The organism is Mycoplana ramosa (assembly GCF_041930185.1).
In the GTDB taxonomy this organism is placed as follows: domain Bacteria; phylum Pseudomonadota; class Alphaproteobacteria; order Rhizobiales; family Rhizobiaceae; genus Mycoplana; species Mycoplana ramosa.
Genome location: NZ_JBHEEW010000014.1, coordinates 61,128 through 83,443, shown reverse-complemented (window position 1 = coordinate 83,443; position 22,316 = coordinate 61,128). Strand labels below are relative to the sequence as shown.

The 22,316-nt window shown below is 62.7% G+C and carries 20 protein-coding genes; 10 read left to right on the top strand and 10 right to left on the bottom strand.

The window, feature by feature from the left end:
• Positions 1-29 precede the first annotated feature (29 nt).
• Together JNC62_RS17410 and JNC62_RS17405 are read right to left on the bottom strand one after the other, a co-directional pair.
• Positions 30-884 carry a prephenate dehydratase gene (locus tag JNC62_RS17410; protein ID WP_374840274.1) on the bottom strand — a complete coding sequence of 285 codons (855 nt, stop codon included), beginning with the start codon at positions 882-884 and terminating at the stop codon, positions 30-32.
• Between the two features lie 11 nt (positions 885-895).
• A complete protein-coding gene (locus JNC62_RS17405; RefSeq protein ID WP_374840273.1) occupies positions 896-1,663 on the bottom strand; it encodes a 3-deoxy-manno-octulosonate cytidylyltransferase in 768 nt (255 codons plus the stop codon).
• Between the two features lie 149 nt (positions 1,664-1,812).
• Between JNC62_RS17405 and JNC62_RS17400 the strand changes: the two genes are divergently transcribed.
• Complete coding sequence (locus JNC62_RS17400; RefSeq protein WP_374840272.1) at positions 1,813-2,499, top strand: c-type cytochrome; 687 nt, start codon at positions 1,813-1,815, stop codon at positions 2,497-2,499.
• A 441-nt stretch (positions 2,500-2,940) separates the two neighbouring features.
• The gene (locus JNC62_RS17395; RefSeq protein WP_374840271.1) at positions 2,941-3,279 is read left to right on the top strand and encodes a hypothetical protein; all 339 of its coding nucleotides are present in this window, start codon (positions 2,941-2,943) and stop codon (positions 3,277-3,279) included.
• Positions 3,280-3,323: 44 nt separating this feature from the next.
• Here the strand turns inward: JNC62_RS17395 and JNC62_RS17390 are convergent, their stop codons facing one another.
• Complete coding sequence (locus JNC62_RS17390; RefSeq protein WP_374840270.1) at positions 3,324-3,656, bottom strand: hypothetical protein; 333 nt, start codon at positions 3,654-3,656, stop codon at positions 3,324-3,326.
• A 350-nt stretch (positions 3,657-4,006) separates the two neighbouring features.
• Entirely contained in the window at positions 4,007-4,141 is a 135-nt protein-coding gene (locus JNC62_RS17385; RefSeq protein ID WP_374840269.1) for a hypothetical protein, read from the bottom strand.
• 239 nt (positions 4,142-4,380) lie between these two features.
• On the opposite strand from JNC62_RS17385, the gene JNC62_RS17380 reads away from it, so the two are divergent.
• On the top strand, positions 4,381-5,028 hold the full coding sequence (locus tag JNC62_RS17380; RefSeq protein ID WP_374840268.1) for a thermonuclease family protein: 648 nt from the start codon (positions 4,381-4,383) through the stop codon (positions 5,026-5,028).
• A gap of 66 nt (positions 5,029-5,094) precedes the next feature.
• Here the strand turns inward: JNC62_RS17380 and JNC62_RS17375 are convergent, their stop codons facing one another.
• The gene (locus JNC62_RS17375; protein WP_374840267.1) at positions 5,095-5,448 is read right to left on the bottom strand and encodes a hypothetical protein; all 354 of its coding nucleotides are present in this window, start codon (positions 5,446-5,448) and stop codon (positions 5,095-5,097) included.
• A gap of 74 nt (positions 5,449-5,522) precedes the next feature.
• Complete coding sequence (locus JNC62_RS17370) at positions 5,523-5,810, bottom strand: hypothetical protein (RefSeq protein ID WP_374840266.1); 288 nt, start codon at positions 5,808-5,810, stop codon at positions 5,523-5,525.
• Between the two features lie 131 nt (positions 5,811-5,941).
• Here JNC62_RS17370 and JNC62_RS17365 point away from each other — a divergent pair, with 131 nt between their 5' ends.
• Positions 5,942-7,720: a hypothetical protein gene (locus JNC62_RS17365; RefSeq protein ID WP_374840265.1), complete on the top strand. Its 1,779-nt coding sequence runs from the start codon at positions 5,942-5,944 to the stop codon at positions 7,718-7,720.
• An 89-nt stretch (positions 7,721-7,809) separates the two neighbouring features.
• On the opposite strand, the gene JNC62_RS17360 is transcribed toward JNC62_RS17365, so the two are convergent.
• Positions 7,810-8,691, bottom strand: a complete 882-nt coding sequence (locus JNC62_RS17360; protein ID WP_374840264.1) for a LysR substrate-binding domain-containing protein — start codon at positions 8,689-8,691, stop codon at positions 7,810-7,812.
• 105 nt (positions 8,692-8,796) lie between these two features.
• Between JNC62_RS17360 and JNC62_RS17355 the strand changes: the two genes are divergently transcribed.
• The 6 genes from JNC62_RS17355 to JNC62_RS17330 all read left to right on the top strand — a co-directional run bounded on the left by JNC62_RS17355 (position 8,797) and on the right by JNC62_RS17330 (position 15,009).
• Positions 8,797-9,765 carry an extracellular solute-binding protein gene (locus JNC62_RS17355; RefSeq protein WP_374840263.1) on the top strand — a complete coding sequence of 323 codons (969 nt, stop codon included), beginning with the start codon at positions 8,797-8,799 and terminating at the stop codon, positions 9,763-9,765.
• Positions 9,762-10,868 (top strand): ABC transporter ATP-binding protein, encoded by a 1,107-nt coding sequence (locus JNC62_RS17350; RefSeq protein ID WP_374840262.1) that lies wholly within the window; start codon positions 9,762-9,764, stop codon positions 10,866-10,868. Before JNC62_RS17355 ends, JNC62_RS17350 begins: the two co-directional genes overlap by 4 nt.
• Positions 10,868-13,009: an ABC transporter permease gene (locus JNC62_RS17345; protein ID WP_374840261.1), complete on the top strand. Its 2,142-nt coding sequence runs from the start codon at positions 10,868-10,870 to the stop codon at positions 13,007-13,009. Before JNC62_RS17350 ends, JNC62_RS17345 begins: the two co-directional genes overlap by 1 nt.
• The gene (locus JNC62_RS17340) at positions 13,009-14,247 is read left to right on the top strand and encodes an aminotransferase class III-fold pyridoxal phosphate-dependent enzyme (RefSeq protein ID WP_374840260.1); all 1,239 of its coding nucleotides are present in this window, start codon (positions 13,009-13,011) and stop codon (positions 14,245-14,247) included. The genes JNC62_RS17345 and JNC62_RS17340 overlap by 1 nt, the downstream gene beginning before the upstream one ends.
• A 208-nt stretch (positions 14,248-14,455) precedes the next feature.
• Positions 14,456-14,884, top strand: coding sequence for a UTRA domain-containing protein (locus tag JNC62_RS17335; protein WP_374840259.1), 429 nt, complete (start codon positions 14,456-14,458; stop codon positions 14,882-14,884).
• Complete coding sequence (locus tag JNC62_RS17330; RefSeq protein ID WP_374840258.1) at positions 14,878-15,009, top strand: hypothetical protein; 132 nt, start codon at positions 14,878-14,880, stop codon at positions 15,007-15,009. Before JNC62_RS17335 ends, JNC62_RS17330 begins: the two co-directional genes overlap by 7 nt.
• A 68-nt stretch (positions 15,010-15,077) precedes the next feature.
• On the opposite strand, the gene JNC62_RS17325 is transcribed toward JNC62_RS17330, so the two are convergent.
• The 3 genes from JNC62_RS17325 to JNC62_RS17315 all read right to left on the bottom strand — a co-directional run bounded on the left by JNC62_RS17325 (position 15,078) and on the right by JNC62_RS17315 (position 22,120).
• Positions 15,078-18,689 (bottom strand): glycosyltransferase, encoded by a 3,612-nt coding sequence (locus JNC62_RS17325; RefSeq protein WP_374840257.1) that lies wholly within the window; start codon positions 18,687-18,689, stop codon positions 15,078-15,080.
• A 44-nt stretch (positions 18,690-18,733) separates the two neighbouring features.
• Positions 18,734-20,620 carry a glycosyltransferase gene (locus JNC62_RS17320; RefSeq protein ID WP_374840256.1) on the bottom strand — a complete coding sequence of 629 codons (1,887 nt, stop codon included), beginning with the start codon at positions 20,618-20,620 and terminating at the stop codon, positions 18,734-18,736.
• 573 nt (positions 20,621-21,193) lie between these two features.
• The gene (locus tag JNC62_RS17315) at positions 21,194-22,120 is read right to left on the bottom strand and encodes a LysR family transcriptional regulator (protein WP_374840255.1); all 927 of its coding nucleotides are present in this window, start codon (positions 22,118-22,120) and stop codon (positions 21,194-21,196) included.
• Positions 22,121-22,316: the final 196 nt, after the last annotated feature.

Sequence of the window (22,316 nt, the reverse complement as noted above, 5' to 3'; positions counted from 1 at the left end):
CGATTCTGGGCTGACTTCGCCTCGCGTAACTACAGGCTGAGGCGCATCGGATGCGCGCGATAGCTGCCGAGAATGCGCACCTTTTCGGAGAAGAAGCGCAGCTCTTCCAGGGCCCGGCGCACGTTCGCATCGTCCGGGTGGCCCTCGATGTCGGCGTAAAACTGCGTGGCGTAGAACTTGCCGGCGATCTGATAGCTCTCCAGCTTGGTCATGTTGATGCCATTGGTGGCAAAGCCGCCGAGCGCCTTGTAGAGCGCCGCCGGAATGTTGCGGACATTGAAGACGAAGGTGGTGACGATCACCTCGTCGGGTGCAGCGCGTGAAGGGACGCTCGGCTCGCGGGCAAGCACGACGAAGCGGGTGACGTTGCTCTCCGAATCCTCGACGTTCTCGGCGATGATCTCCAGCCCGTAGAGCTCGGAGGCCAGGCGCGGGGCGAGTGCCGCCATGCTGCGATCCCCCGTTTCGGCGACGAGCTTTGCCGCCCCGGCGGTGTCTCCCGCGATGACCGGCTTCCAGCCGTTCAGCCGCACGATCCTGCGGCACTGGCCGAGGGCGTGGATGTGGCTGTGGACTGTGCGAATTTCGTCCTTCACGACCCCCGGCAGGACCATCAGCTGGAAGCGGATCGGCATGAAATACTCGCCGACGATATGAAGGCGTGACTCCGGCAGCAGGTGATGGATGTCGGCAACGCGCCCGGCCAGCGTGTTCTCGATCGGGATCATCGCCAGATCGGCGTCGCCGTTCTCGACGGCGAGAAAAGCTTCCTCGAAGGTCTGGCAGGGCAGGGGTTCCATCTGCGGAAACATGTCCCGGCAGGCCATGTCGGAATTGGCGCCGAAATCCCCCTGGAAGGCGATCCTGTTGTTCTTCTGTATCATGGGTCAATCCATCAGCGGGCCATCAGCGCGCTCGCGGCCGCGAGCAGCTTGCGCGCCTTCTCGAGGTCGGCCGGAGTATCGACACCAAGCGGAACGGTGTCAACGATCTCGGCATCGATGCGAAGCCCCGCCTCCAGGGCGCGAAGCTGCTCGAGCGATTCACGCCTTTCCAGCGTCGAGGGCGGAAGCGAGACGAAGGTTTCCAGCGCCTTTCGGCGATAGGCGTAGAGACCGATGTGGTGATACAGCGGCCCGTCGCCATAGGGCGCGGTGGCGCGGGTGAAATAGAGCGCCCGCAACCGGCTGCCGCCGATGGGCGAGCCCACGACCTTGACGACGTTCGGGTTTGTCTTCTCCTCCGGGTCCGCGATCTCGGTGGTCAGCGTGGCGATGTCGGTCGAAGGATCGGCGAGCGGGTTCAATGCGGCCCGGATCGTCGCCGGGTCGATCGTCGGCAGATCGCCCTGGACATTGATGATAAACCGTGCCCGCCGCTCCGGATCGCATTTCAACAGCGCCTCATAGATACGGTCGGAGCCCGACTGGTGGTCGACCCTCGTCATGACGACTTCGAAGCCGGCGGAGGCGACCGCATCGAACGTCTCCTGGTGGTCGACCGCCACGACCACGCGGCCGGCGCCGGACTCGGCCGCCCGATTGGCGACCTGCACGATCATCGGCAAGCCACAGATATCGGCAAGCGGTTTGCCGGGCAGGCGTGTCGAGGCCATCCGGGCCGGGATCAGCACGAGCGTTTCGTCAGAATTCGGAAGTTTCATGCCATGACCTTCAAAAAGCGCGCAAAAGTGTCAATTCGTCTCATCTACAGCTGCACAATCACTGTTGCAACGACGCAGCAAAAGACATAGGTTCCGCGCGATTTCAAGACTGGCCGGCTGCGACGCGCCGGCTCCCAGGGGAGCTGCGGATGAACTCTTATGTGAACATGGGCGTAGGTGCCCTTCTCGGCACCGTCTTCGTGCTGATGTCGGTATCCATCGCATCGGAAGGCATCTTCCACTCGGCGCCCCCGGAGAAGGAAGGCTTTGTGATCGCGGCTGCGGAAGGCGGAGCGGAAGCGGCAGACGAGGGCGGCGCAGCCGAAGCAGCCGCTACGCCGATCGCCACGCTGCTGGCAAGCGCCGATCCGGCAGCCGGGGAAGCCGTGTTCAAGAAGTGTGCCGCCTGTCATAGCGGCGAAAAGGGCGGACCGAACAAGGTCGGCCCCGGTCTCTGGAACATCGTGAACCATCCGGTCGGCGCGCATGAAGGCTTCAGCTATTCAGCCGGCATGAAGGCGTTTGCCGAGGGCGGCAAGGTCTGGGATTTTGAGCACCTCAACCACTTCCTGGCCGCACCGAAGAAGTACGTCGCCGGTACCGCCATGGGCTTCGCCGGCCTGAAGAAGGACGACGAGCGCGCAAACCTGATCGCCTACCTGCGTACCCTTTCTGACAATCCCGCACCGCTTCCGGATGCATCGGCAGACGGTGCCGCAGCCGCTCCGGCTGCAGAAGCCGCTCCGGCCGCCGAAGCCGCTCCCGCGGCAACCGAAGCCGCTCCGGCTGAGAGCGCTGCTCCCGCGGCGACCGAGACGGCTCCGGCTGCTCAGTAAGCTGAACGATCGTCCAGTTCATCAGACCCGGCCGCCATCGGCCGGGTTTTTTTGTGCCTTACCGTTGCCCCGTGGGACAGACAGGCGCGGATGCGGACGGGAGAAGGTGAACTTCCGGCATGAAAAAAGCGGGGTCATATCACCCCGCTTCCCCATTCCCGGTCTCGCCGGGACATTGTCCGTACGCTGCCAGTACATCCGTGGTCAGCGTCAGGAACAAAACGATTCGTCGCCTTCGACGGCGAGCGCCTGATACGGTCTTTGTTAATTCGCCCCGGTAACAACCATATGACGGGACCGCCGTTGTGATTGCCACAGCATCGGCTGCTTTGGTTAATAAACAGTTAACCCGCCGCTTGCGATGGGTTGACGGCACTCGGGAACCCGATGCCGGTCTTTCGAGTTTCCCAACACGGAGCCAGCCGTACCAGGAGACCGGCCATGATGGACGAGAAAGAGACCAGCCCCCGCGCACCGCTCGGCGTCGTGCATGGCGCCGACGAGAATACGCCAGACACCGGGACGACCCCACTCACGGAAGAGGCAGCCGACGCCGAAGCGGCCAAGGCCGATATCGCCGAGCAGATCGCGCGTCTGAAGGAAGAGATGATCGTGCTGCGGGAAACGCTCGGCGTTCTCGCCACACGCAGCGGCCACTATGCGGTTTCGCAGGTCAACTCGCTGCGAGGGGAACTGCGCGCGGGCGTTGCCGCCAACCCGATATCGGCACTGTTCTGCGCCGCTCTTGTCGGATATCTGCTCGGCCTTCGCCGACGCTGACGGCGGCGGGGGCCGCGAACGTCATGCGCATTTTCTTGGCGCCATCAGCGCCAATAGCGGCTGACACGGCTGCGCGCAGGCGGTTCGGACGCAGACGCAAGGAGGTAGCCGAGCAGCAAGCCGGCGAGACCGGCCATCAAGACCACCGTCGAAACGGCAGCGGGATGGGCGCGCGCCGCATCGGCCGCCGCCCTGCCTTCCGACTGGACATAGCCGGCGCCGGATTTCACCGCAGCACGCATGGACCGCCCCGCACTGCCGGCCCGGTTCCGAACCCCCTCGTAGGCTTCAGCGGATTGTGTCGCGAGCTCATCGCGGAGCTTGTTCATCTCTTCCCGAAGAGCAGTAATCTGGGCCTGAGGATCGAAAGTCGCCATGCTCGTCTCCATTCCAACGGTCGCGGACAGGTCGCTGAGGTTCAGCGTCTTCCACACTCAAACGGGAAACCGGCCGGGAAGTTCCTGCATACCCTGCGAGAAGTTCGAAAGCCGCAGGAAGAACCCGGCGCTGCGCGCGGGCGCCGGGAGGCACAGGTTGGGACTATCTGTCGGGGTGGAGCTAGCACCACCAATGCGAGCTTAGTTACAATCGCCGCTCGTTCCAAGCGGATTTCGGCAGTCTAGATCGAATTGTTGACCTGGCGCTACGGCCGCGATCGCTCCAATGCGAGCGCCCCGGCGGCTCCGTTGGCGCGGGCACAACGAGGCAAATCACGGAAGCGGCCAGCTTATTCGACGACGGCCACCTGCTCGACCTCGCTCCCGGTGAAATGGGTATCGACAAGCTCGGGAACAAACGCCAATCCGAACATGACAGCGACAAATGTGACAAACACCGCCAGGGACAGGGTGGTACGAATCATCTCGGCGCTCCTTCTGCAGGGTCAGGCTATACCACCGCCCGACTGCGCGCTGGCGTTTTTATGAACGCCAGATGAACAAAAAACCGTGACCCGCGGAAGTAACAATTTCTTTACGCCTGTCATCGCACCGCAACACTCAACGCTCAGCCGAGCCTGCCGCTTGCTCCAGGACTTTGACATGCCCATGGAGGCAAGGCTAGCTTCCGCAACCGCACCACCCCGATTCCGGACCCCTGAGAATGCCCCCGAAAAAGCCGCGTAAACGCAAAAGCAACGGAGCCCGCCGGCCCACATCCGCGCGTGGCCGGATGTGGCCATGGTATCTCCTCGGTCTGCTGATGGTGGGCGCCATAGTCGTGCGGGAGAACCTGCCCACCCTTGCCGAGCGGCTCAACTCTGCGGCTCCCGTTCGCAACGGCGCGGCGACGACCGTAACCGCCAGGACAGCGCCCGCACCGCCGCGATCGCCGGTGCCGGCGCCGGATCAGAAGCCGGCGCGACAGCCCGCGGTGACGACCGAAAACCGCGCCGGGGCGGGCGAGGTCACCTTCTTCTATTGCGGGATCAAACAGGACAACTGCATCGTGGATGGCGGCAACTTCATCTATCGCGGCGCACGAATCCGCATGGCGGACATCTATGTGCCAGCCACCAGGGAAGCGAAATGCGACCGCGAGCGTCTCCTCGGCGGTGACGCCAAGGAGGCGCTGCGGGTGCTCCTCAACGCGGGCAAGTTCGAGCTGGAACCGTGGAAGCCGATCGGCGAGGACCAGCACGGCCGCCAACTGCGCATCGTTCGTCGGGACGGAAAGTCGATCGGCGACGCCCTCATCGAACGGGGGCTCGCGCGCCCCTGGAGCGGACAACGCCAATCGTGGTGTCCGTGAGGCCGGCTAGCCTTCCGTGACGAAGAGGCGCATCCCACCGTTGACGCGGAGCGGTTTGGTTGGCCGTCAGTCTTCGAGCAACTTGCGAAACATCACCTCGGCGGCATGCAGCGGATCGCCGGCCGTAACCCAGACCGGCGGGGTGGTCGCCACGCGGAGATCCCCCGCTTTGTCGCGGATCTCGTCGGCATAGACGACGCAGGCTCTCCCGTCCCTGTCATTGAAGGCAAGCTCGAACCAGCCATCGGGCGCCCCCCTCGGCTCATCGATGATCGATGCGACATAGCCTTTGAATTCGGCGTCGCTTTCGCGCTCCGCCAACGCGCATTGCAATGTGTCGCACAGTTCGGAAACGGCGACGGGCAAGGCGGGCGACCAGAAGCTGGCGTGGCCTTTGTCTTTGTCCCGACGGTTCAACATCGCAGATCCTCCTGGGGCGCCCATTCGCGGTTACGGCAGGTTGGCAGTCCCGCCATCGATGCCACGCCAATACGCTAGCGATTGAAACGCTCCCCGATGGAAATGACCTTGATCCGGCTCAAACAACGTTCGATTTCGACCGCGAGGCTGTCCACCATCTGGGTAAACTCGATGCGCCGTTCGTCGCGGATGGTGTTCGGCAACTGATCAACCGAAAGCAGCGCGCGCTCTGCGATTGCAAGATCATCGCACATCGCGCGAAAGCTTTCGTTGCGCTCGATCAGATGACGTATCTGAGCTGAATGGGTCGGAAACCGTCGAAGGGCAGAAGCCAACCCCTCGTCTTGTCCCAATCCTGTCATGGCGGTTCTCCGGCCGGACTTGGCCCCCACAATGCAGAGGCAGGATCGATGATATTGCGCCATCATGAGCGATTGACGTAATATACTTGTACATACAGGCGTGATCCTCGCAGTCCTTATCATGCGTCGCGATGAGAGGAAGGGAAGTGAGTCTGGCATTTCCGCACAGCGCGCCGGCGGACGTTTCGTGCCCGCCCACGAACAGTGAAATTCAGAACCAACTCGCGCGAATCCGGTCAAGCTCGGCGTTCGACGCGCCCGACCGCGCACACAAGTTCCTGACCTATGTGATCGAGGAGGCGCTGAACGGGCGGGCCGACAGGATCAAGGCCTACTCCATCGCCATCGAGGTTTTCGGCCGCGACGCCAGCTTCGACGCGCAGAACGATCCGGTCGTGCGGATCGAGGCCGGCCGCGTGCGACGGGCGCTGGAACGGTACTATCTCCTGGCGGGGCAGAAGGACCCGATCCTCATCACGATGCCCAAGGGAGGCTACGTTCCCGTCTTCACCCGCTTCCACGGCGCAGAGCCAGTCGCGGCGTCGGGCCTGCAACCCAAACGGGCCTGGCTTGGCGAACGGACGCCTCAGATCCCATGGTCGATCGTTGGTGTCGTCGCCCTTGCGATTGCCGGCATGGCCCTGCTGGCCAACCTGGTGCGATGGGATTTCCAGGGCCCGGATCAGACGCCCCTTGAGAGTGCCGTGCCGGACATGCCGCAGGTGGTCGTCAAGCCGTTCGAAGACCTCACCGGCACGCAGGAGTCTGCGATGCTGGCCCGGGGCCTGACCGACGAGGTTATCGGGCAGATGGCCCGGTTCAAGGAGATTGCAGTCATTGCTGGCCGCCCGGACGATGCCGGCGTCGAACATCAGGCGTCGGGAAGCGCCCTGCCGCTCTACGCGCTTGAAGGCCGCGTTCGCGCCGACGACAAGAAGCTCCGGCTGACGGCTCGCCTCGTCAGTCGGGCCGACAGCGCCGTCGTCTGGACCCGAAGCTTCGATGCCGACCTTGGCGTGCGTCAGCTGCTGGATCTGGAAGCGGACGTGGCGCGCGCGGTCGCAACCGCGCTGGCCCAACCCTACGGCATCATATTCCAGGCCGATGCGGCCCAAATGCTCCAGGCCCCTCCGAGCGACTGGAAAGCCTATGCCTGCACGCTGTCCTATTATGGCTATCGGGCGGACCTGAGTCCGCAAACGCACGCCTCGGTGCAGAGCTGCCTGAAGGACGCGGTCGAGCGCTTTCCGAACTATGCGACGGCGTGGGCGCTGCTGTCGCTCACCTACATCGACGAACTTCGCTTCCGCTACCGTCTGAAGGCGCCGGCGCCGGCGCCGATCGATCTGGCGATCCAGGCGGCCGAACGCGCGGTGGAACTCGACCCGCAGAATGTTCGCGCGCTGCAGGCCGAGATGCTCGCCCGGTTCTTTCAAGGCGACGTCGAGACGGCCCTTGCCGTGGGCGAGCGGGCTTTCCAGCTCAACCCGAACGATACGGAACTGAGCGGCGAGTACGGCTTTCGCCTGGCATTGTCCGGACAGTGGCATCGTGGCTGCGGGCTCGTGGCCGAAACGGTCGGGCGCAATCCGGGACCGATGGGATATTTCCAGGCAGCGCTGGCAATCTGCTCCTACATGGACGGGGATTACAGCGGCGCCGAACGATGGGCCCACCTGGCGGACCTGCGCGAGAACCCGGTCTACCACATCATCCTGATCGCCATTCTCGGCCAGCAGGGCAAGCTTGCGCAGGCGCAAGAGGAGCGCAACTGGCTGCAGGCGCATGCACCTGCGTTTCTAGACGACCTGCGAACGGAAGTGGCAATGCGCATCAACCGGCCCCAGGATCAGGAGCGGTTTTACGACGGGCTGCGAAAGGCCGGCATGGCGATCCCGCAGACACATTGATCCCTTCGTCTGCCCTCAATGAGATGCCCGCCTGTCCTTCGGCGGCGTGACTTTTCTCGACGCGGCCGCGCAATTCGCGGCCGCCCCATTCATGCAACACTTGGGGTGCGAAAGACGTTGTCCGCGATCTCCATGAACTCGCGGATTGCGCCTTTTCCGGCAGGCTTCGGCAGGGTGACGATGTATTCGCCGGCCGACATGTTGGCGTCGATAACCGGAATGCCGCGCAGGCGCCGGTCAAATCCGAGTTCATGGCTCAGGACGATCCCAGCCCCCAGACCCGCGGCGGCCGCCTCCTTGACCGCTTCGCGGCTGCCCAGCACGAACCGCGGGACGATGTCGACCGAAGCCAGCGCCAGGCCGCGCTCGAACAGCTGCCGGGTCATCGATCGCTCCTCGCGCAACACGAACGTCTGCCCCTCGAGTTCGCCGACGGATACGCTGTCGCGATCCCACCAGGGATGTCCCTGGTTGACGACGACGAGCACATTCTGGTCGACGAGGTGGCGGCACAGGAACTCCGGCGCAGGCGCAGGCAGGGTCGCCAGGGCCAGGTCGATCCGATGGCTGGCCACCAGATCCAGCAGCTGGCTCGAGTTCTCCATGCGCACATCGACGCGGACGCCGGGGAAGGTCGCCGCGAAGCGCTCAAGAACCGGCATCACAAGGCACGGCGAGCAGACACCGAGAGACAGGTAGCCGGACCGAAGCGATCGCCCGTCCTCCAGCTGCGCGGCGATGTCGTCGATCGTCAGCATGACCTCGCGGGCCTTCGGCAACAGATCCAGGGCGACTGGCGTCAGTTCGATGGTCCCGCCGCTTCGCACGAACAGGCGCGCGCCGCAGCTGTCCTCCAGGGATTTCACATGCTGGGTAACGGCCGGCTGGCTGACCCCCAGCGCCTGGGCCGCCGCCGAGAATGTGCCGGTCACGGCGACCGCATGGAATGCCCGCAGCTGCGCAAAATTCATGATTACCCCTCGCTATAAGTTTCTCTTCATATGCCTGTCACGAAACTAAGTAAGAATTATAACACGCCACTCAATCTGATGCACTGGGCGTTACGGAGATCCACAATGGCAATCATCAAATCCAATCTGAAACATCTGACGACGACGCTCGCGTGCCTTGCGCTCACCTCCACGGCCGCCATGGCGAAGGAACTCGTCCTCTACAACGCATCGGACAGCGTCAATACGGCGCTCGTCGAGGCCTTCCGCGCCAAGTATCCCGATATCGAGGTTAAGTTCGTCTCCGGCTCGACGGGCCCGATTGCCGAGCGCGCCATTGCCGAAAAGGCGAATCCGCAGGCCGACGTCATCTACCTGGTCAACAACACGGCGCTCGAGCAACTGACCGCCGCCGGCGTCTTCGAGCCCTATGAGCCGAAGGACTCGCAGATCAGCGAGCAGTTCCGTCATCCGGACGGCTTCTACAACAAGCACTTCGCCACGACGATGTGCATGGTCGTCAACACCGAGCGGCTGGCGAGCAAGAAGCTGCCGATGCCCAACAGCTGGGAAGACCTTCTGAAGCCGGTCTACGACAACGAGATCTCGCTTCCCTCGCCGATGAAGTCGGGAACCGGCGGCGCGATCCACACGACCTTCGTCGACGCGTTCGGCTGGCCATTCGTCGAGAACCTGAACGAAAACGTCTTCAAGTATTCCGACGGCGGCTCGGGCGGCGCTGAACTCGCAGCCACCGGCGAAGTGGCAATCGGCATCAGCTTCGACACGACCTGCTACCAGCTGAAATCCTCCGGCAAGCCGGTGGAAGTCGTCTACAGCGGCATCACCCCCAACGTCACCGAAGGCGGTGGACTGGTCGCCGGTGCGCCGAACCCGGAAGAAGCCAAGCTGTTCCTCGACTTCATGGCCAGCAAGGATGCCGCCGAAGTGCTCGGCAAGGTCGTCGGCGCCACGGCCGTGCCCGGTTACGGCCTCGTCGACCTGTCGAAGGTCACGCTCTGGAACATGCGTCGCCCGGTCGCCATCGATGAGTTCCGGACCGAGTTCAACAACCGCATTCTCAACAAGTCATGAACATTTCGGCACCGATCGCGGCCGAACGGCTGGTCCCCCATGGGGGCCAGCCGCATATCCGCGTCAGCAACATCCGCAAGGCCTTTGGCGGCTCGGCGGCCGTCGACGACGTCAGCCTCGACCTCGGCCAAGGCGAGTTCGTCAGCCTGCTCGGTGCGTCGGGCTGCGGCAAGACCACTTTGTTGCGCATCATTGCCGGCTTCGTGACCGCCGATTCCGGGCGGGTCCTGCGGGCGGGGGAGGACGTCACCCGGCAACCGCCGTCGAAGCGCCAGATGGGCTTCGTCTTTCAGTCCTACGCCCTTTTTCCGACCAAGACCGTCGCCGACAACATCGGCTTCTCGGACGCCATCAAGTCGACGCCGCGCCTGGAAACGCGCGCCCGCGTTCGCGAGCTTGCGACCCTGGTGGAGCTGGACCACCTGCTGGACCGCTACCCCCACGAACTCTCCGGCGGCCAGCAGCAGCGCGTCGCCCTGGCGCGCGCACTCGCCTCGCGGCCCGAAGTGCTGCTGCTCGATGAGCCGATGTCGGCGCTCGATGCCCGGATCCGTGCCAAGCTGCGAACCGACCTGCGCGTCCTGGTCAACCGGCTCGGTCTGACGACCCTCTATGTCACGCACGACCAGGAGGAGGCCTTCGCGCTTTCCGACCGGATCGCCGTGATGGCCAATGGCCGGATCGAACAGGTCGGCACGCCGTGGGAGATCTACCATCGACCCAAGACGCGCTTCGTCGCCGAGTTCGTCGGCGTCTCCAACGTCATCGAAGGGGTCGCAGTCCGGTCGGGCATCGAGGCCGATGGCGAGGTCTGGCCGGCAAACCTGCCCTCGACCACCCCGCTGAACAGCCGGGCGACGGCCATCTACCGACCCGAGCATCTCACGATCGCCGCGCCTGATCAGTCCGGCTTCGCCGGCCGGATCGTGACGACGACCTTCTGCGGCGCGCATCTGCGGCTGCAGGTGAAGCTGGAATCCGGCCGCACGATCGTTGCCGACCGGCCTTCGGCGGAAAGCGACCTGGCCCTGCGGCCGGGCATGCCCGTGCGCGTGCAGCCGAGCGCCGTCCATTGTTGCATTCTTCCGGATGGAAATCGTTGATGACTGCATCGGCGCGAAATATCCCCGGCATCGTGCTCTCCGCCATCATCGCGGCGGTGCTGGTCCTGTTCATCGCCTATCCGCTCGGCACCGTCCTGGTCGAAAGCTTCGTGATCCGCGGGCCGATGACGCTGGAACGCGTGAGCGCCGTCACCCGGGGCGCACTCGATGCGATGCCGCCGGGAGAACGGAGCCAGGCCATGGACCGCTGGGCCGCGACGGCCACAGAGGCGGAAACCGTCGATGCGACCGCAGCCGCCTTCGAACTGGCCGGCATCCCCGTGACCTGGGACCGCAAGGCACCCTACAGCGATCAGAGCATCAGGGCGGCGGCTGCCGTGGCGGCATTGTCGCCGGATGAGCGCGCCGGTTTCGATGAAGCCTACCCCATCGCCCACATCGCCTTGCACAAGCGGGTTGCACTGGCCTTCAAGGTCAAGGACGCGCTCGGCCCGGACGGCTTCGACGAGTTGCGCCTTGGCTCCGAGACGCGCTTCGGCCTCGACAACTATCTCGAAGTGATGCGGGACGGCCAGCTTCGCACCGGGGCGTTCAACAGCCTCAAGCTCGGCTTCTGCGCGACGCTCACCACGGTATCGCTCGCCTTCGCGCTGGCCTACGGCGTCAACTTCGGCGGCGTTCGCTGGCCGGGCGTGACGCGCGCCGTGCTGCTCACTCCGCTGGTCGCGCCTCCGGTCCTCATCGCCACCGCCACGGTCATGCTGTTCGGGCGCCGCGGGCTTGCCACCTATACGTTTCTCGACCAGTGGCTCGGCCTGATCGATGCCGAGAAGACCAACATCTATGGCTTCGCCGGCGTACTGATCGCCCAGACGCTCGCCTTCATGCCGGCCACCTTCATCGTCTTCGACAACGTCATGCGCAAGCATAACGGCAATCTCGACGAGGCATCGGCCAACCTCGGTGCGCGGCATGCCCAGACCTTCTCGCGGGTCACCGTGCCGATGGCCTGGCCGGCGATCAAGCGGGCCGTGGTCCTGGTGTTCATCCTCAGCCTGACGGATTTCGGCAATCCAATGCTGCTCGGGCACGACATGCCGGTGCTGGCCGAACTGATCTATGACCAGATCACCGCCTTCCAGAACACGCCCTTGGCCGCCGCCATCTGCGTGTGGCTGCTGGTGCCCTCACTGATCATCTACCTGATGCTCGAGAGCGTCGGGCGGCGGAAGCGCTATTCGAGCGCCGGCGCAGGCGGCCGCCGGTCCGAACTGGCGCTTCCGCTCGGTTGGCGTGCCGCCCTTTCTGGCCTGACCACCACCGTCGCGCTCATCATCCTGGCCATCTATGTGACGATGGCGCTCGGTGCGGTCGTGCGCGTGTGGGGCGTCGACTGGAGCTTTACGCTCGGCTACTTCACCGCCGCCGGCGTCGATGTCGGCCTCGCCGGAACCGGCTACGGCAGCTCGGACCGCGGGCTGGGACTGGTGTGGAGCAGCGTCTCGCTGGCCCTCTTTGCCGCGCCGATCGGCGGCCTGCTCGGGATCGTGGTCGGCTACGTCATCGAAAGGCTGCGCCCGCCCGGCGCCAGCATCATCTTCTTCATCGCGCTGGCGCCGGCGATCGTGCCGGGGATCATCTTCGGCATCGGCTATATCATCGCCTTCAACCTGCCCTTCGGCATCAAGGCGCTGGCCCTGACCGGCACCTCGGCGATCCTCGTGCTCAACATCCTGTTCTCCAACCTGTTCGTCGGCGTGCTCGCGGCGCGGGCGGCCCTGCAGGGGCTCGATCCGGCGATCGAAGAGGCCGCCGAAGGCCTTGGCGCCGGGCTGGTGACACGCTTCGTGCGGGTGACCCTGCCGATGCTGAGGCCGGCACTGCTGCTTGGAACGCTCTACGTCTTCATCGACGGCCTGACGACGCTCTCCTCGGTGATCTTCCTTGTCTCGGGCAATCACAAGCTCGCGTCGGTGGCGATCTTCAACCACGCCACGTCCGGAGAGTTCGGCTACGCCGGCGCCAAGAGCCTGCTGCTGCTGGTCCTGGCCCTGATGGCCATGGCGCTGATCTGGCTGCTGGATGCCCCTGCAAACACCCGCGCCCGCAACCGCGGGCGCAGACTTCAAACATGGGCGGAGCGGCTGCGCGCCGTTGTCGCCCGACCGGAGAAAGCATGATGACCGACAATCTCACCGAGCGCGACGGGCTTGCGTTCTTCCACCAGCACGGCTCCTCGCCCTGCCAGTCGACGCTGCGCGCGGTGCGCGGGATCTGGCTGGAGGAAACCGACGGCCATCGGCTGATCGACCTGCACGGCAACACCGCCCATCACGTCGGCTACAGCCATCCGGCCCTCGTCGCGGCGCTAAAGGCGCAGATCGACGAACTGCCCTTCTCGCCGCGCCGCTTCACCAACGCGGCCGCGGTCGGCCTCGCCGAGAAGCTGCTTTCCCACTGGCCCGGCGCGCCGGCAAAGGTGCTGTTCGCCAACAGCGGCTCGGACGGGATCGAGATCGCCATGAAACTCGCCCGGGTCGCAACCGGCCGGCACGAAACGATCTCGCTGCAGGGCTCCTACCATGGCCACGGATTCGGCGCCTTCGGCCTGTCGCGTTCCGAGACCGACCCGCGCCTCGGACCGTTCCTGCCCGGGCGACACCACGTCGCGCCCTATTGGGGGCCGGGTGGCGCGGAGCGGATGCTGTCTGAGATCGAGGCCGCCTTCGCTGCCTCCGAAACCGGCATTGCCTGCCTCGTTGCCGAGCCCATTAGAACCAACTGCCACGTTCCGCCGGACGGGCTCTGGGCGGAAGTCCGCCGCCTGTGCGACCGCCACGGCGCGCTGCTGATCTTCGACGAGATCCCCACCGGGCTCGGCAAGACCGGCAAGTTCTTCGCGTTCGAACACGTCGGGGCGGTGCCCGATGCGGTGGTGCTGGGCAAGTCGCTCGGCGGCGGCATGCTGCCGATTTCGGCGGTGATCGCCGACGCCCGCCTCAACATCGCACCCGAGCTCGATCTCGGCCACTACACCCACGAGAAGAACCCGCTCACCACCCGTGCCGCGCTGACCGCGATCGAGATCATCGAGAACGAAGGACTGGTGGCGGCCGCTGCCGCCGGGGAGCAAGTCTTCTTCGAAGCGGTGGCGGCCCTGTCACGGAAAATACCGGCGATCAAGGGCGCGCGCGGCAAGGGCCTGTTGCTGGCCATCGAGCTCGACCTGCCGGCCATGGGCCGGGAGCCGGGGCCAGAGTTCGAGCGCGACATGCTGGCGGCGCTGCGGAAGGAAGGCGTGTCGACCGTCTTCAAGGGCGGATCGAGCATCTCGTTCTCGCCGCCGCTGGTCATTTCCGCGGCGGAAATCATCGATACGCTCGAGCTGATCGGCAGGGCAGTCCAGGCCGTTTCCTAGGCCCCGCAACGGGTTCTTCGGCCGTCCGGGAGCGGGCGACATATCGCATTTGGTCGGCGGCCGAAATCACTGGCTTTGGCTGGCAGACCAGGAGGTCTGCCGCGATACCGAGTGTGTCAAGCGCATGGTGGTGGGGCCGCCAGGTTGCCGGGTTTGGCACCGCCGCCGCACGCTGCGCCGGGCGCTCAGGGCGCTCAAGCAGGACGGAATGATCGAAGGCGGCCAGGGCGCGCGAAGCCGGGTGATCCGCAGCCGACTGCAATTGCCCGTATCGATCCGCACGCGCTTCTCGATGGCCGTGGAAAGGCCTGGGCCAGCCGGGAAAGGCGTTGCCCGCCGCAGGCTTCCCAACCCCCGGATCGCCCGCTTGCCCGGCCTTTCGCGCATGGCGCCGGTCCCGGTGGCGGTCATCCTGCGCAGCGTCGCTGAGAGGCCCGTCTCGCTGTCCTATCACCATTTCTCGCCGACGGTCGTATCCGAGCTTCCCGCAATCCCCGCGGACAATCCGAGCATCACGCAGCTGTTCAGGTCCGTGGGCATCCTCGACTTCATCCGCCACGATACCTATGTCAGTGCGCGATTTCCCGGCGAGACCGAAGCCGTGCAGCTAAGGTGCGGCGCAGCGAACCGGTGCTGACGGTCATCGGCCAGAACATGACGCCGGACGGCGAACCGCTCGAAATCTCCGAATCGGTTTTCCGAGCCGCCGACCTCGACCTCCTATTCAGTTTCCCGGTGGCCTTGCCCCTTGATCCGGATTGAAGTTGGCACCTCTCGGCGAGTGATTTCCTGGGCAACTTGGACTAGCTCGTTTGAGAGCCGTCCTCCGTTCACCGGAAGAAAATCGGCCTACCAAGGTAGATATTTTTCAATATCACTCTCGCCCTCTTGCGTTTTGGCCACTGTTTTTTAATCACGCCGTACTTCCTGATATTTCCAGGGCTCAGAGTAAACGGCGTTCCCCCAAGCAGCGGCTTCTCAAAGATTACTGGCTTTCCGGCGCTCACCTTCTTGAAGGCAACGCGGAGGCGTTTGGCAATGGGCCAGGTCGATTTGACGATCGTTACGTCGCTTTCGAGTTCGGATGCCAGCGTCTCATTGAACTGTCGCGGAGCGTGCTGCTGGTAGATTTGTTCGACCAGGGCCATTTCTTCTGCGAAGACCGGAACCTGTTCGGGAACCGGGCCACGCGGGCCAAACAGCGGTTTGTCCGGACGATTGAGATAGTCGCGGGCGATGACGGCATTGCTCGTGGCATAGTCGGTCATGAGCTCATCCGCCTGCTGTTCGGACAGCATCCACGGTTTGGGCTGCGGCAAACCCCGTTCGCGACGCCATGCCGTAAGCGCGCTGCCCACCTCTTCGATAAATGTGAAATACTCGTCCTGAGACGCAAAGGGACGTTGGTTGAATAAGCGCAACAACTCGACGTGGCCGCTCGCCAGTCGCGCGTCATTCTGTTCGCGCTCGTCCGGGCGCGTCAAATCCAGCAATTGCGGCAGTTTCGCCGCCGCGGCGAAGTCCGAGATCAGATCGCCCCCCTCGAATTCCTTTCGATCAAAGATGCGCACGTGGACATTCTCGATACCAATCGTGTCGGTCCAGGCTTTCAGCGGCACCATGTAGTCCAGCCGGCGACGCGTCTCGGGCAAGTCCAGCCATTCCGCCATCGGAACGTCCACGCGTCCGACGGCCCCTCCTGCAACGAATTCGCAATACTGCGAATTCGCCCATTCATCCTGACGGCGCAGGTACACGACCATTTCGACGGGATGGTCGGCAAAGTACTTGGCTATCTGATGGGCATTCTGATGCAGGAAATAGGCCTCGCTGGACAGGACGATGGTGTGAATTCGCCCGTCCATCAGTTTCAGACCGCGGCGGATGTGATCGCGGAGCGCCGGCTCGTTGCGGACGGCCGAGCGTGTGAACGCGGAATGCCCAGCCTGCTTGTGGGGGCGGGTGGGTTGCCAAAAAAGACCTACTTCCGGGAACCAGATACCTTGGCGCAAGAGGGCCGGGCGGTTCTTCTCCAGCATGTGCTGGATGAAGGTGCTGCCCGTCTTGGTTGCGCCGATATGGATGACTATTCGTGGCTTTGGATTCTCCGGGGCCGGTCCGGAACTCTCGACCATTTCGTTGCGGGCATAAAGGTTAAGCGCTGATTGAAACTCCTCTTGAGCAGGAGTTGAGGGCGCGTTCAGTAATTCCTGATAGAGCCTGATTTGCGCCACCGGACGACAGGCCACGGCGGTCGGTATCCATTCGAATTTCCTTGCGCGCAGGGACGCGGTAATCAGTCGATACACGTGCGCAACAAAGTAATCCTTCTTGATTACTAGCGGTGCGTCCGACAGATCCGAGCTTCGGAAATCGACTGTCTGTAGAGCTTCACAAACTCTTTTCAGATACTGATCATGGTCGTTTTTGGCGCATGTGCGTGTCAGCGTTGAGTACCAGAAGCCGAAAAACAGCAAGTGCAGAAATTGCGAGATCTGAAAGTTCAGATGCGGGCGCAGCGGACTGTCGCGCTTTTCGGCGCCATGATGCTTAAGAAGGTCGCAGATTTGCTCAAAATTTTGGAGCATGCGCTCAACGTCGTGCATCCCCTTCTTCCGGCGTGCGGTGGAATCGCCACGTATCCTATACATGAAGCTCTTATTGGTTGTCAGTGTAATATTCTTTGCGCGCAGTAATGCTTTGAGAAGGAACGCGCGCTCCTCCCATTGAGTGGTAACGAAACGGATCTCATTGCTTTCTAAAAAATTTCGATTGTAGAGCCACAAGCAAAAATGTCGACTATGCAGTATCTCACTATTATCCATATAGTTCGTATTGGTGACGTCCCTCAGGAAATAATTTTCTGATTTATCGTCTCTGATTCGTACAAGACGATCCTCGTCATCGAAAATGGCTTCGCCAGCCTTTTTGGCGCGAGTCATGTCTGCAAGATTCGCGTCTGCCGCCTTGACGGTCTTTTCCAAAAATTCAGGGTCAACCAACCAATCGTCGGAATCCAGGAACCAAATATATTGACCTCGCGCCGCGTCGAGGCCCCGGTTGCGGGCAAAGCCTTGACCGATATTCTCGGACAAGATGATCGGTTTTATGCGAGGATCGTCTGCAGCCAGGCGATCAATAATTTGCTGGGAGCCGTCAGGGGACGCGTCGTTCACCGGAATGATCTCGATCTCGCGCAGGGTTTGGCGCTGGATCGAGGTTATGCATTCCTCGATATACTTTTCGACCCCGTGCACGGGCAAGATGACTGAAACCCGAGGTGGTGTGGAAGGCTCGGTCTCGGTCAGCGAAAGGGGATAGGGGCGGTTGTTCTCTATATAAGAGAGCACATCCTCGATCTCCGCCGGTCCCTTGCTGTCGGGCAGATGATAGATCGTGTACCAAATGTAGAAGTAGTGAAAGATCTCGGCCAGACTGCGGCGGCGGTGGCGATGCGGTATGGTTTGGCGGTCATCGGTCAGACCCCAACCGGCGTAAAAGGGTGCGCCGAAGGTCACCACCTTCTTACCAGCGAACAGCGCCTCGAGACCCATCTGGCTCGTGCCAACATAGACGGTATCGACCAAATCGAACAGCATGTAGGGATTGACCGGGTCGCGCAGCATGCGGACACGACCGGTCGATTGCAGATGCGTATAGTAACCGCTGCGCCTCTCTTTTTCCCAGACCGAATCCGGATGGGTCTTGACTAGGATTTCCGCATCCGGGTTTTCCGCAATGGCGGCGAGCAGCATACGCTCGAATTCGGCGTCTCCCACCTTGCCATAGACGGTCGAGGCGTCGGCATAAGCCTGGTCGCAGACCAGCACCCGGCGCGCGTAGCCCTGGGTGATGGCAGGCGCCCGCATGGGCTGGGCGTTGTATTTGCTGATCCGCTGCGTGACGATCCGCTCAAGCAACCGGCCCGCCCGGGCCAGTTCTTCGTCCGAGGGTGTCTCGGTACTATTTAGCTTCTGGATCAGCCGGTTCGGATAGTCGGCCATGAAATAATGGGCGATATCGTCATAGACATAGCCCAAACAGGCATAGGCGGGATTACTTTCCTTAAGGCAGTGTATCCAACTGTGTGTGGTCGCTAGAAACCCCGTCTCCATCAAGATTATTTCCCGGCCATCGGGAATCGCATTGATGAGCTTCACGGCTGATTGGTTAGAGCTCATCTCGTCCAGTTGAACCGTGCCCTGCAAGAAATAAGTCCCACACGTTTCGATGCCGGGATCATCGGAAGCGACCATCTTGCTGTAGACATTGGGAAGGTTGGCACCAAAGCGACTCTTCAGATTCTCTCTCAAGTAGCTAAAACCAACCCGCTTGCTTGCCTTCGCCAAGACATGGTTACGAATGTCACGGTCAGGATCATGCGCTGCCCGACGCGCTTCAAGGAATTTCTGAAAACGGATAAAGGCCTGTTCATTGCTCATCGCTCGAATTCCCGTTAAAGCCGTTCAAATTGCGCTACTGCCGTTTACAGGCCCCAGACCCGCTCCCAAAGGCGGACGGCTGTGATCGTGGCAAGGTCAGGTTTTTTCCGGTTGGCAAGTAGCTCTCGCGCCTCGGCGAACATTTCTTCCCATGCATGGTGCACGACATCGTTCCTAAAGCGCTTTTCAAATGCGCTCCGGGCTGCGCGCCCCATTCTGTCACGCAGCGCGGCATCCGCCATCAGACGGCGCAGTGCCCGCACCAGCGACCTGACCTGATCGTCGCCGTTGCAAAGTAGGCCGGTTCTACCGGAGATAATCTGAGTGCTCGCGCCCACGCAATTATCAAAGCCGACGGCAGGCAACCCATGCGCCATCGCCTCGCACAGAGTGAGCGGAATATCCTCGAAACTCGTCGGGATAGCGAAGAGATCGGCATCGGCATAGTATGGATAGACGTCGTCCCCTTCACCCGCGAAGTCGACCCGGTCGTTGATGCCCAATGTCTGCGCCCGAACCTCCAATTGTCGCCGAAGCGGCCCGTCACCCACGATCTGTAATCGCCATTCCGGGAACTCATGGGTCAGCCGGGCAAAGGCTTCGATCACCAGCGACGGATTCCTGTGCGGAGCCAGCTCCGATGTCGTCAAGAGTGTATACCGCGACTTCTCGACGCCTGGATTGGCCAGTGCTTCAGGTTCGCGGATTGTGTTTGGAATAATACGCGTCCTGCCGCGAACCGAGGGGGCCAGCGTCTCGACGAATTCATCAAGCGGCAAATGGATCAGGGTTGCACCCGCCATCGCGATGTCGCGTTCATCAAGCGAGAAGTTGCCTATCCATCGGGAAAAGCGCGGATCGACACATGGTTCGGACAGGACCAACGGCAGGCCGACTTTGTGGGCGCAGCGGACATAGCGCAGCATCGCGCGATCCATGTGCAACCCTACCAGGATGTCAAAATTGCGACTGGAAACGTCGACGGCCATTTGTTGGTCAGCGCGCTCGTCCTCGGCCTCGGGCAAATGCACAAGCGCAATTCGGTCATCCAGCGGCCAGCGCGAGGGCGCGCGCTTGTCGTCGAAGGTGAATATCGTCACCTCATGCCCGCGCTTCGCCATGGCGTTGGCCATCATCTGGCCGACGTTTTCGGTGCCGCCCTTGCCCTTGGTGATCCAGGGGACGAAGAATCCGATTCTCATCGGGGCAATGGGCGGGGGTGAAGCCAATTGGCTGCGCCGCGCAGGAATGGCTTCGGGCGGATGGTTCCAGAGCCAGTTGACCGAATGCCGCCGTCCGTTGAACCCCTGACGCGGCGAAAATCCTTCCGGGAAGCGACCGGCTTCGGCCAAGACCTCAATATCGCCGTTGGCGCGGCGAAGGACCCCGGCGGGCAACCGACCCGGTCCGCGCTGCACCATCGCAAAAACATTGTAGCCGTGATGGATGAAGCGACCCTGAGCCAGCCCGAAACCGGCGTCGGCCAGCACATACATCAGCGATCCCAGGTTCCAGCCACTGTTCACATGGCCGCCGACAATTCTGTCCTTGTAGGGCGGCACCGCGATGAACAGCCAGCCATCGGACCTTAACACCCGACGAAGTTCGTCCAGTGCCAGCCCCGTGTTCGACACATGCTCCAGAACGTGGGCGCACCATATGGCGTCGAACTCTGCATCACCGAACTGGTGGAGGTCGCAAATATCAACATCTGGCAGGACGCAAATCCCTTCGGGCAGGGGGGCGTCGAGATAGGCATCCAAATCGAAGCCGGTGGCCGTCACGTCCCAACCCGATTGGTGAAATTGGCGTGCAGCCAGACCGGACCCAGTGCCGAGATCGAGGATCCTTCCCCTTGGGAAGGAAACGATGACCTCCTTGATCAGGTCAATTTGCCCGGGGATCGAGGTTGTAACGGTTGGTCGCGTCATGCTTGTATGCCTGCCAAATCCGGTTATTCCGCTCCATGGTGGTCTGGCCGCAGATCAACCTTCACGTATAGCAGGGTGCGGGAAACGCCTAGCCCAATTTTGAGGTATTTTTGGCACATTGGCAAAAAATACGATGTGGGGGGGCGGACGCCAAGGCACCCCACCTCTGCCGCAAGCACGGGGTTCAGAAACGACTTTTGAAACGGCAAAGCTCAAGGCGCCGAGCCGCTGCCCCATCTCACCGCGGTGCAGATCGTCAACGGCCATCCCAGGGCCGATCAACGAGTTGCTGCCCGGGCCTATGCCGAGAAACCGATCCTCATGGCCCTAGTCTGAGGACACCGCTCTAATGTTGTCAATCCTTTGGACGCGGGGGCTTTCTGACGAACAGCTGCAGTCAGCGCTCCCCCCGGGCAACATCGATTCTGGCGAACTATTGCCAGCATTGGCGTTGACCCGAAGGTCTTAGCAGAACGACACATGGTGATGGTATGGAGCATCCAAGCCGCGCTCCCAGCGCAGCCAGCATCGAGCCGGCGACCTGATCTACGCATCGGGCAGAAGGTCCCGACTTCACTGCCGAAACAGATCGCGGTCCCAGTGCGGCTCGGGTCCAAGGGTACCGACCAGAAAGTCGATGAAGGCGCGCACCTTGGCCGGCGGCCGGCGATTGCTGGCATAGATGGCGAACACGCCGGGCAGTTCGATCGGCGGATGGTCGAGCGTCAACGTTATCAGGCGCCCGGCGCGGACGTCGTCCCCGACGAGAAAAGTCGGCTGATAGACGATGCCATGACCGGCGAGCGCCGCGGCAACGAGCGCATCGCCGTTGTTGGCGTGCAGGCTGCCGGTGACCGGCACGCTGATGGAACCGTCCGCACCGAACTGCCACCGGTTCGCGCCGATGGACGTCGAAAGGGTATAGCCGAGGCAGTCGTGGGCAGCCAGGTCGGTGACCTTCACCGGCGTTCCCCGTTTTTTCAGGTAGGCAGGTGAAGCGGCCACAAGCAGGCGACAGGGAGCGAGCTTTCGGGCGATCAGGCTCTCGTCCTCGATCTTGCCGATGCGAACCGCCACGTCCCATCCTTCCTCGACGAGGTCGACGGCGCGATCGCTCAAGCCGAGATCGACCGTCAAGCCAGGATGCTGCCTAGAAAATTCCGTCAGCCGCGGCACGATTTCGCGCAGGCCGAACGAGACCGGCGCGTTGACGCGCAGCGTGCCGGTGACTTCCACGCGCTCGGCCGTTGCGATCGCGTCGGCCTCGGCGAGTTCGGAGAGGACACGCTCGACGCTTTCCAGGTAGCGTCTGCCGGCCTCGCTCAAGGTGATCTTGCGGGTCGTCCGGTGAAGAAGCTTGACGCCCAGCCGCTCCTCCAGTGCACCGACGTGCTTGGTCGCCATCGTCTGCGACATGCCCAGGGCGCGGGCAGCGCCGGACAGGCTGCCCAAGGTCGCGACCTTGGCGAAAACCTCCATCCCCGTCACCCGATCCAGCACGTCGATCTCCTTCTCCTGGTGTGAGCTGTAATGCTTCGAGCCCTGATTATCACATCAGATGTGAAGGTGCATATGTGGCCTATGACGGGGCGCCCGTGCGCGTCTGCGCAATTCGATCCAGAGCCTGAACCCGTCGGGCATCGTGCCGGTTGGCCCCGCTCTCGAGTTCGAAAGCCTGCTCGTGCCATCGGCGCCG

Coding starts and splice junctions, on each gene's coding strand:
- JNC62_RS17395 (WP_374840271.1), top strand. CDS start 2,941: ATGATGGACGAGAAAGAGACCAGCCCCCGCGCACCGCTCGGCGTCGTG.
- JNC62_RS17405 (WP_374840273.1), bottom strand. CDS start 1,663: ATGAAACTTCCGAATTCTGACGAAACGCTCGTGCTGATCCCGGCCCGG.
- JNC62_RS17345 (WP_374840261.1), top strand. CDS start 10,868: ATGACTGCATCGGCGCGAAATATCCCCGGCATCGTGCTCTCCGCCATC.
- JNC62_RS17390 (WP_374840270.1), bottom strand. CDS start 3,656: ATGGCGACTTTCGATCCTCAGGCCCAGATTACTGCTCTTCGGGAAGAG.
- JNC62_RS17355 (WP_374840263.1), top strand. CDS start 8,797: ATGGCAATCATCAAATCCAATCTGAAACATCTGACGACGACGCTCGCG.
- JNC62_RS17325 (WP_374840257.1), bottom strand. CDS start 18,689: ATGAGCAATGAACAGGCCTTTATCCGTTTTCAGAAATTCCTTGAAGCG.
- JNC62_RS17320 (WP_374840256.1), bottom strand. CDS start 20,620: ATGACGCGACCAACCGTTACAACCTCGATCCCCGGGCAAATTGACCTG.
- JNC62_RS17360 (WP_374840264.1), bottom strand. CDS start 8,691: ATGAATTTTGCGCAGCTGCGGGCATTCCATGCGGTCGCCGTGACCGGC.
- JNC62_RS17380 (WP_374840268.1), top strand. CDS start 4,381: ATGCCCCCGAAAAAGCCGCGTAAACGCAAAAGCAACGGAGCCCGCCGG.
- JNC62_RS17365 (WP_374840265.1), top strand. CDS start 5,942: ATGAGAGGAAGGGAAGTGAGTCTGGCATTTCCGCACAGCGCGCCGGCG.
- JNC62_RS17335 (WP_374840259.1), top strand. CDS start 14,456: ATGATCGAAGGCGGCCAGGGCGCGCGAAGCCGGGTGATCCGCAGCCGA.
- JNC62_RS17410 (WP_374840274.1), bottom strand. CDS start 884: ATGATACAGAAGAACAACAGGATCGCCTTCCAGGGGGATTTCGGCGCC.
- JNC62_RS17370 (WP_374840266.1), bottom strand. CDS start 5,810: ATGACAGGATTGGGACAAGACGAGGGGTTGGCTTCTGCCCTTCGACGG.
- JNC62_RS17375 (WP_374840267.1), bottom strand. CDS start 5,448: ATGTTGAACCGTCGGGACAAAGACAAAGGCCACGCCAGCTTCTGGTCG.
- JNC62_RS17350 (WP_374840262.1), top strand. CDS start 9,762: ATGAACATTTCGGCACCGATCGCGGCCGAACGGCTGGTCCCCCATGGG.
- JNC62_RS17340 (WP_374840260.1), top strand. CDS start 13,009: ATGACCGACAATCTCACCGAGCGCGACGGGCTTGCGTTCTTCCACCAG.
- JNC62_RS17385 (WP_374840269.1), bottom strand. CDS start 4,141: ATGATTCGTACCACCCTGTCCCTGGCGGTGTTTGTCACATTTGTCGCT.
- JNC62_RS17400 (WP_374840272.1), top strand. CDS start 1,813: ATGAACTCTTATGTGAACATGGGCGTAGGTGCCCTTCTCGGCACCGTC.